Here is an 8331-nt window from a genome sequence, read left to right on the forward strand (position 1 = left end):
TTTCTAGTTCTACCTTATCACAAAAAAAGCCAGCGCTTATAGCAAAGTTCGCTATACCGCCGGCTAATTCACCTAACGTAAACTTGACTTAATGACCATTACTTCTGTGTCATCAACCGCTTTTAAGTCATGCCACTCACCCGGTGCCATCTTGACAATATCACCAGGTACTAGCGTCTCTCGGTGGTCATGGTCAACATCACCAAAGACCACCTTTCCCTTAATTGGGACCACAATGACATCGTATGGGACATGGTGCTTAGGGACTACCTTCCCCGCCGGGATTACCAGGTGGGTAACTACCTGGCGCGGGGTTTCAACAATGTTTTCTGCCAGGTCAACATTTGCGTCTGTCTTAATAAATTTCATTGCTAATTCCTCACTGGTTAAAAGTCAACATCATCGGGATCGGCACACTGACCGCCCAAGTTTGGTAAGCGGTCAATCTTCTTCATGTCCTCATCGCTCAGTTCAAAGCTAAAGAGTTGGGTATTTTGAACCATCCGTTCCTTGTGAACTGACTTTGGCAATGGCAGGACGCCACGTTGAATCAACCACCGTAAGCTGATCTGTGCGGCCGTCTTACCGTACTTGTCTGCCAACTGGAGCATCGTTTCATTAGACATTACCTTGGCACCCTGACCACCAAGCGGGGCCCAACCTTCAACAAGGATATTATGAGCTTGCAGGTACTTAACCTCTTCAATATGTGGCCAGCCCGGGTGAACTTCAATTTGGTCCACGGCTGGTGCTACTTCTGCGGTCCGCATCAAGTCAACAATGTGGTGGGGCATAAAGTTGCTAAGGCCCAGTGCCCGGATCTTCCCCTCATGGTAAGCTTCTTCCATTGCCCGCCAAGTTTGCGCATTGATTTCAGCCGCCTCAGTGCCAAACTGCTTTTGGTTAGCTGGCCAGTGGATTAGGTAAAGGTCCAAATAGTCGAGCTGCATCCGTTGAAGGGTTTCATCAATGGCTTCCTTGGCCTTTTGATAACCCCGGTGGTCATTCCACAATTTACTGGTAATAAAGAGGCGGTGCCGGTCAATGCCGGAATCCTTAATCCCCTTACCAACCGCTTCTTCGTTGCCGTAAACAGCGGCCGTGTCGATTAAACGATAACCAACATCAATCGCATCAGCAACTGCCTTTTCGGCTACGTCTGCTGGTGTCCGGAAAGTTCCGTAACCAACACATGGGATCTTAACCCCGTTATTTAAGTGGTAAATCGAGTTAATATTTTTTAGTTCAACCATTAAAATCACCCATTTCTTTTTTCAGTTAAATAGCTATACTTTTATTCTATATTACTTTTCTCATAAGTGAAGCATTGTCTACTCCGATGAAAGCAAAAAAGCCGGCTGAAAATCTCCAGTCGACTTTTTGCTAGAAGCAAACAGCAATGTGATTGATAGGTTGTTGTATAAAGAATTGTTAGGCCATTTGCTTCTTGATGGCAGCCAGTGAGACTTCACCGGTTTCGTCAAATTTGACATCAGCATCCGTTAAGGAAGCACCGAAACCAATTGACGTTTCACCAGCGCGATTGATGGATTCAATCCCGGCTTGAGCATCTTCCAAACCAGCAACTTGGTTAGCTGGCAGGTCCATCAATTTAGCAGCTTCACTGTAAATTTCAGGATCCGGCTTACCATGAGTTAGCTTGGCTGGGTCGACAATGCCCTCAAAGTAGTCAGTGATTTGCAGGTACTTCAAAACTTTTGGTGCGTTTTTTGAAGCAGATGCCAAGACAATGTGGTAACCATTGTCCTTTAATTCGTCCAGAAAGTTCTTCATCCCGGGCAGGATGTCGGCAGGCGTTAACGTTTCAACTAACTTAATGTAGTTGTCGTTCTTTTCCGTTGCCAGGGCGACCTTTTCATCTTGACTGTAGTCATTTTCATGACCGCCAGCCTTTAAGATCAGTTCCAGGGAGTCCATCCGGCTAACACCCTTTAAGCTGTCAGCCAATTCTGGTGTCCATTCAGTACCAACCTTATCAGCCAGTTGGTGCCATGCTTGGCCGTGGAAACGGGCCGTGTCGGCAATAACACCGTCAAGGTCAAAGGCAAATCCCTTTAAATCTTCAAACTTCATTCTTTAATTGCCCCCGTAATTACTTTAATTCGAGTTTCTTACCGTCAAGGTCGATGGTGATTGGGTCACCGGATACTAAGTCGATCTTAGTACCATTCTTATCAACCTTAACCTTCAGGATCCGGCCACGGAACATTTGACGGAATTGGTAAGAGTTCCACTTCTTTGGCAGGAATGGAGCGTAGTGCAATTGACCGTCACGAACCCGCATGCCAGCGAACCCTTGAACGATATCCAGCCACGAACCAGTCATGGAAGTGATGTGCAGACCATCAGAGGTATCGTTGTTGTAGTTGTCCAGGTCAAGCCGTGCGGAACGTTCGTACAGTTCAACGGCCTTGTCTTCGTAACCAATATCAGAAGCGATAATGGAGTAAACAGAAGCAGACAGACTTGATTCGTGAACCGTAAATTGTTCGTAGAAGTCGAAGTTGTTCTTCTTTTCTTCGTGAGTAAAGTCATCGATGAAGTCCCATAGACCTTGGATAACGTCACCCTGCTTTACGTATGGTGAACGTAAGATCTTATCCCACGACCAATTTTGGTTAATTGGCAATTGGTCACTAGGAATTTCTGAAACTGGGGTCAGGTCCTTGTCTAAGAAACCATCGTTTTCAGGGAAGATATCCTTTTGCTTGTCGTATGGCAGGTACATGTTGTCTACGATACCCTTCCAACGACGCTTTTCGTCTTCGGAAACGTTCAGCTTCTTAGCAACATCTTCGTCAACTTCGTCTAAGATTTCCAAGGTGTACTTCAAAGTCCACTTACATAACAGGTTGGTGTACCAGTCGTTGTTAACGTTGTTGTCGTATTCGTCTGGACCAGTTACCCCGTGCAGCATGTACTTGTTTTGCCGTTGTGAGTAGTGAACCCGGTCAGCCCAGAACCGTGAAATTTCGGTCAAAACCTTTGCACCTTCGTGGAGAACGTATGACTTGTCGCCAGTGTACTTCGTGTAAAGGTAAATAGCGTAAGCAATGTCCCCGTTACGGTGAATTTCTTCGAAGGTGATTTCCCATTCGTTGTGACATTCAATCCCGTTGAAGGTAACCATTGGGAACAGTGCCCCGTCAAGGCCTTGTTCCTTGGCGTTAACGTAAGCCCCATCGAGTTGCTTGTAACGGTACATCAGCAGGTTACGGGCAACTTCTGGGTTAGCAACCCCTAAGTAAACTGGGATACAGTAAGCTTCGGTGTCCCAGTAAGTAGCACCACCGTACTTTTCACCAGTGAAGCCCTTTGGTGAGATGTTCAGACGGTAATCTTCACCGTAGTAAGTGGAGAAGAGTTGGAAGAGGTTGAAACGAATCCCTTGTTGAGCCCCTTCGTCACCATCGATTTCAACATCAGACTTAGTCCACCGGTCGGCCCATTCCTTAACGTGTGGGTCAAGGAGGTCATCAAAGCTTTGACCATCGAATTGGTCGCTTAATTCGTCCAGGTGCTTTTCAATCTTTTCTTGGGTGTCAAAGTCACGGGAAGTAACAACGACCGTCCGCTTTTCAAAGGTAGCTTCCTTACCGGCAGCAACAGTACCAGCAAAGTTGTTGTAAGCGTCCTTTTCGTCGGTACCGTCGCCAACGTGGTCCAGGTCAGTCTTGGAAGTAGTTTGCATCCCAACGATGAATTGTGGAGTGCCAAAGTCGTTCTTCTTGGTCATGGAAGTCAGTTCAGCCCGTTCGCCGTTAGCTTCCTTGCCTAGTACGTTCCAGAATTGTTCATCGTAGTTAGCGTCTTCGTTGTAAACATCGGCATCAATCATGCTGGTGATTTCAACCTTAGCGTCACTGTTGCCCCGGTTCTTAATGTGGAGCCGTTGACCAACTAGTTCCTTTTGAACTGCGGAAACAAACCGTTCGAAGTTAAAGTACATTTCAGTACCACCAATTTCAACCGTAAATTCACGGGTGAGGACACCACGCTTCATGTCGAGGTCTAACTTGAAGTCCTTTGGCGTTTGCTTAGCCAGGTCCAGTTGTTCGCCGTTAACCTTGATGACCATCTTCATGAAGTTAACCGCGTTGATCATCTTACCGAAGTACTTTGGATAACCGTTCTTCCACCAACCAACACGGGTCTTGTCTGGGAACCAAACACCGCCAAGGTAAACACCTTGCATGTGGTCGCCAGTGTAGCCTTCTTCAAAGAAGCCCCGCATACCGAGGTTTTCGTTAGCCAAACTAGTCATTGATTCTTGAAGGCGCTTGTCTTCTGGATCCCATTTTCTAGTTGCAACATGCCATGGAGCAATTTCAAATGTTTGTTTCATGATTAGAATTCCTTTCTTTACTAATAGGGATGTGGCAAAGGGTCGTCACAGCTCTATTTTAATCTTAATTCAGTTATTATTCAGCGTAAGTTTCCTTAATCGTACCAACGGCAAGTGCACCACAAGCCATTACGATACCGGCAAGGATGAACATGTTAACTTGTGAACCACCAAGCAGTGGGAACAGTGCGAAACTAAGCAGTGAAGCCACGATTTGTGGGAAACAAATTGAACCGTTGAAGAGACCAAGGTAGGTACCCATGTGCTTACCTGACAATGCGTTAGTAACGATGGTCAGTGGGTAAGTGTTCATACCGGCCCATGCAATCCCGACAAGGATGTATGAGAAGATCAATGCACCTTGTGAGTGGATGAAGAAGACGGAGATAAAACCAAGAGCACCAAGTAACAGACTTCCGGCGTAACCAGCCTTGTGGTACTTGTTAGGAACCTTGGCCAGAACGTATGACCAAACAACAGCGGCGATTGATTGAACCGCGGCTAAAACACCGTACCAGTTACCGGCAGCTTGGTAACCTGCGGAAGTAGCATTGGTCGTGTTCCAAACGTTCTTGGCAATGGCACCAGCGGAGTAAGTCCAGAGGTATTGGAATGCGAACCAGCAGAAGAATTGAACCAGGGTAACAGTCCAGAAGGCTTTTGGAGCGTGCTTCAACAGCGTGAACCAGTTACCGCCCTTAGAGTTATCTTCTTCAGAAATACCATGGTACTTAGCGTAAGTAGCAGGGTCATATTCGTGAACCCGGAAAACAGTAAACAAACTAGTAATAACTAACAGTGCGGCACCAACGTAGAAGGAAATGATAACTGAGTCAGGAACAACACCCTTCTTAGCGGTGTTAGCAACCCCGAACCAGGTTAACAGGAATGGGAAGATGGCAGCCAGAACGGCACCAGTGTTTGATAAGAAACTTTGAATTCCATAAGCGTAACTCTTTTGGTCATCATTAACCATATCACCGACCATCATCTTGAACGGCTGCATGGCAACGTTTGATGACAAGTCCAGTAAGGCAACCGTAATGGCACCAAACCAGAGGGCTGCTAATGATGCATAACCGAAACCAAAACTACCAGAGTTTGGCAGCAGCATCATAACGATAACGGCAACAATCATCCCTAACAGTAAGTAAGGGAGACGACGACCACCGAGCTTTGGTGCCCAGGTACGGTCTGAGTAGTAACCAATAATTGGTTGAACAATAATACCAGCGAGTGGTGGCAAAATGAAGAACCACCCGAGATTGTTAGGGTCGGCACCAATCGTTTGGAAGATCCGGCTCATTTGAGAACTTTGTAAAGTGAAGGCGGTCTGAACACCTAAGAAACCAAAGTTAATCATCCAAATGGTTGACTTTGGGAGTGTAGGTAAGCCGGCCGTCGCTGACTTTTCTTGACTCATTACAAACAACTCCTTTATACAACACTTACTAACTATCAAGCGTCCTTGTAAACGCTTTATCATTTTGTACGATTCTTAATATAACAAACTTATTCAAATTGTGCAATCGTTTGCGCAAAATTATTTAACCGTTTCCATTTATGAAAGCGAAGAAAAAGCCGTGACCACCGGATTTTGGCCACGGCAATTTTTTTAGCGTTTAATTAAGGTTGCAGCACCCATACCACCGCCCACACAGAGGCTGGCGATGCCTGTATGTTTGCCCAGGGCTCGCAGCTGGTGAACTAGTGTTACCAGGATCCGGGCACCAGAACATCCAAGGGGGTGGCCGAGCGCAATTGCCCCACCATAGGGGTTAAGTTTTTCATCAGGAACATGGAGAAGTCGTTGGCAAACAATTGTCTGACTGGCAAAAGCCTCATTCAGTTCAAAAACGTCAACATCATCCACCGTTTTCCCCGTCGTCTGAAATAACTTATTAATGGCATAGTATGGTCCTAGCCCCATCACCGTTGGATCCAGACCAACCAGAGCGGATGCCACCCACTGGGCAAGTGGCTGAAGGTGGTACTGCTCCACTGCGGTTGCGGAAGCAAGAATCACTGCCGCACCACCATCATTAAGGCCAGAAGAATTACCGGCCGTCACTGAGCCACCATCCTTAAACGCTGGCTTAAGCTTGCTCAAGGCTTCAAGTGAGGTGTCCGGGCGCGGTGCCTCATCATGGTTAACCGCGTACTCTTTCTTCCGGGTTTTCACCGGAACTGGAACAATTTCCTCATCAAAGGCATGCCCCTGTTGGGCAGCAACGGCCCGCTGGTGACTGGTTAACGCAAATTGGTCTTGTTCTTCCCGACTCACCTGATAACGGTCACTAACGTTTTCTGCGGTAATCCCCATTGGGTAACCGCCCCAGGCATCATTAAGGCCATCCTTTTGCAGGGCATCAACTAGCTGGCCATCACCGAAGCGGTAGCCTTCCCGGGCACGCTGTAGGAGGTACGGTGCCCGCGACATGCTTTCCATTCCGCCAGCCACCACAATGCTTGCCTGACCAGACTGGATTAAGCTAGCACCAAGGTTAATGCTGGAAAGCCCCGAAGCGCAAACATCATTAACCGTAATTGCCGGCACCGATTGGTCAATTCCCGCCGCAATCGCTGCTTGCCGCGCAGGATTTTGACCACTGCCGGCCTGGATAACATTGCCCATCAGGACCCGGTCAATCACTTGTGGATCAAGCCCACTTTTCGCTACCGCGGCCTTAATTGCGACAGCTCCCAGCTGAACCGCTGATACCGGCGCCAGTGCACCACCAAATTTACCAATTGGCGTCCGTTGGGCGGCAACAATATATACTTTTTCCATCAATTCGTTCCTCCAGTTAACGTGACCTTTGCCACTAATCCTCTCCCAAAGTTTACCGATTTACCGCAATAACTGCAAATATCTCGTTTAATTACCAAGAAAAAACGAGCCCCTTAAGGCTAGCAAGCACTGACGACGGCCCGTCCTGCGCCAACGTCTGTCCTCGCTTACCTAACCGGGGCTCTGCTAATTTTTCTATTTTTTCAACCTGCTTAGCTTTAATCAAACACATTAAATTCAACGATCCGGTGGTGTTCAGTCGGTTCAAATAATAAGTTGACAGCTTCTAGGCCCAGCTTACGTGGCTGCATGTCGATTCGCTCATTATCACGCAACAACATCCCCACCAAACGGCTATTGTTAAAGCACGCAACCGGGAACCCGGATGATTGCAACTGGTCATTCAAGCGAACCAAGAGTAAGTCATCGGAACAGATCAGAGAATCCACTTCCGGGTTAGCCCGTAGAAATTCCGTAATCGTCGCGCCACCTTCCTGGTAGTGCCAAACACAGGGCTTAAGTCCCCGTTCTTCCAGACAGGCTTCGTATCCTAGCCGCCGCGAATGTTCATATACCCAGTCATTCGCGGTTTGAATAAATGCCGGGTGGCTCACCTGGTGGTGGTCCAACAAGTGGCTGGTGGCTTCCTGCCCTGCCGCCACATTATCGTTATCAACATACCGGTCTGGATGGTCAGCGGTTGGGTGCCCAATTACCACAAAGTTGAGATGGTTCTTCCGGAGGTAGTTTGTTACCGGGTCGTTTTCAATTGTATAAAAGACCAGGAAGTTATGAACTTTTGACTGGTTAACCATTGACTTCACACTTGCCAGCAGTTCATCGGCCGTGGGCGCAATCGCAACAACCATCTCATAGTGATGAGGCTTTAACGCTACGCTAATTCCCCGCATTAAGTCGATGTGGAAGGGGTTAGCCGGTGCGGTATCACTAGTCACTGGGAACACCAGCCCCACCATGTTTGACTCTCCCCGTGTCAAATTTTGCGCGTTGTAATTTGGTTGGTAGCCTAGTTGGTCCGCAATCTCTTTTATCCGTTGCCGGGTTTTCAGGCTGATCCGCGGGTTGTCATTTAGCGCCCGCGATGCCGTTGAAACCGAGACTCCGGCCTGTTCTGCTATGTCTCTAATTGTTGCCACTGTTCAACACCCCACAC

General features: G+C 47.7%; 7 protein-coding genes. All 7 read right to left on the minus strand.

All coding sequences use genetic code 11. The features are described from left to right. Nucleotides 1–72: 72 nt before the first annotated feature. The gene (locus QOS07_RS00395; protein ID WP_283587046.1) at nt 73–369 is read right to left on the minus strand and encodes a cupin domain-containing protein; all 297 of its coding nucleotides are present in this window, start codon (nt 367–369) and stop codon (nt 73–75) included. A gap of 17 nt (nt 370–386) precedes the next feature. After that, complete coding sequence (locus tag QOS07_RS00400; protein WP_283587047.1) at nt 387–1253, minus strand: aldo/keto reductase; 867 nt, start codon at nt 1251–1253, stop codon at nt 387–389. 178 nt (nt 1254–1431) lie between these two features. Further along, nucleotides 1432–2094: a beta-phosphoglucomutase gene (gene pgmB, locus QOS07_RS00405; protein ID WP_283587048.1), complete on the minus strand. Its 663-nt coding sequence runs from the start codon at nt 2092–2094 to the stop codon at nt 1432–1434. Nucleotides 2095–2113: 19 nt separating this feature from the next. Then, on the minus strand, nt 2114–4366 hold the full coding sequence (locus QOS07_RS00410; protein WP_283587049.1) for a glycoside hydrolase family 65 protein: 2253 nt from the start codon (nt 4364–4366) through the stop codon (nt 2114–2116). A gap of 76 nt (nt 4367–4442) precedes the next feature. Further along, entirely contained in the window at nt 4443–5789 is a 1347-nt protein-coding gene (locus QOS07_RS00415) for an SLC45 family MFS transporter (protein WP_283587050.1), read from the minus strand. A gap of 192 nt (nt 5790–5981) precedes the next feature. Next, nucleotides 5982–7157 carry a thiolase family protein gene (locus QOS07_RS00420; protein WP_283587051.1) on the minus strand — a complete coding sequence of 392 codons (1176 nt, stop codon included), beginning with the start codon at nt 7155–7157 and terminating at the stop codon, nt 5982–5984. 218 nt (nt 7158–7375) lie between these two features. Then, a complete protein-coding gene (locus QOS07_RS00425) occupies nt 7376–8314 on the minus strand; it encodes a LacI family DNA-binding transcriptional regulator (RefSeq protein WP_283587052.1) in 939 nt (312 codons plus the stop codon). Nucleotides 8315–8331: the final 17 nt, after the last annotated feature.

This window comes from Limosilactobacillus viscerum, from assembly GCF_947387525.1.
Classification (GTDB): domain Bacteria; phylum Bacillota; class Bacilli; order Lactobacillales; family Lactobacillaceae; genus Limosilactobacillus; species Limosilactobacillus viscerum.

Bases quoted from the DNA above. Each gene is read 5' to 3' on its own strand.
- QOS07_RS00395 (WP_283587046.1), bottom strand. From the start codon at position 369: ATGAAATTTATTAAGACAGACGCAAATGTTGACCTGGCAGAAAACATT.
- QOS07_RS00400 (WP_283587047.1), bottom strand. From the start codon at position 1,253: ATGGTTGAACTAAAAAATATTAACTCGATTTACCACTTAAATAACGGG.
- pgmB (WP_283587048.1), bottom strand. From the start codon at position 2,094: ATGAAGTTTGAAGATTTAAAGGGATTTGCCTTTGACCTTGACGGTGTT.
- QOS07_RS00410 (WP_283587049.1), bottom strand. From the start codon at position 4,366: ATGAAACAAACATTTGAAATTGCTCCATGGCATGTTGCAACTAGAAAA.
- QOS07_RS00415 (WP_283587050.1), bottom strand. From the start codon at position 5,789: ATGAGTCAAGAAAAGTCAGCGACGGCCGGCTTACCTACACTCCCAAAG.
- QOS07_RS00420 (WP_283587051.1), bottom strand. From the start codon at position 7,157: ATGGAAAAAGTATATATTGTTGCCGCCCAACGGACGCCAATTGGTAAA.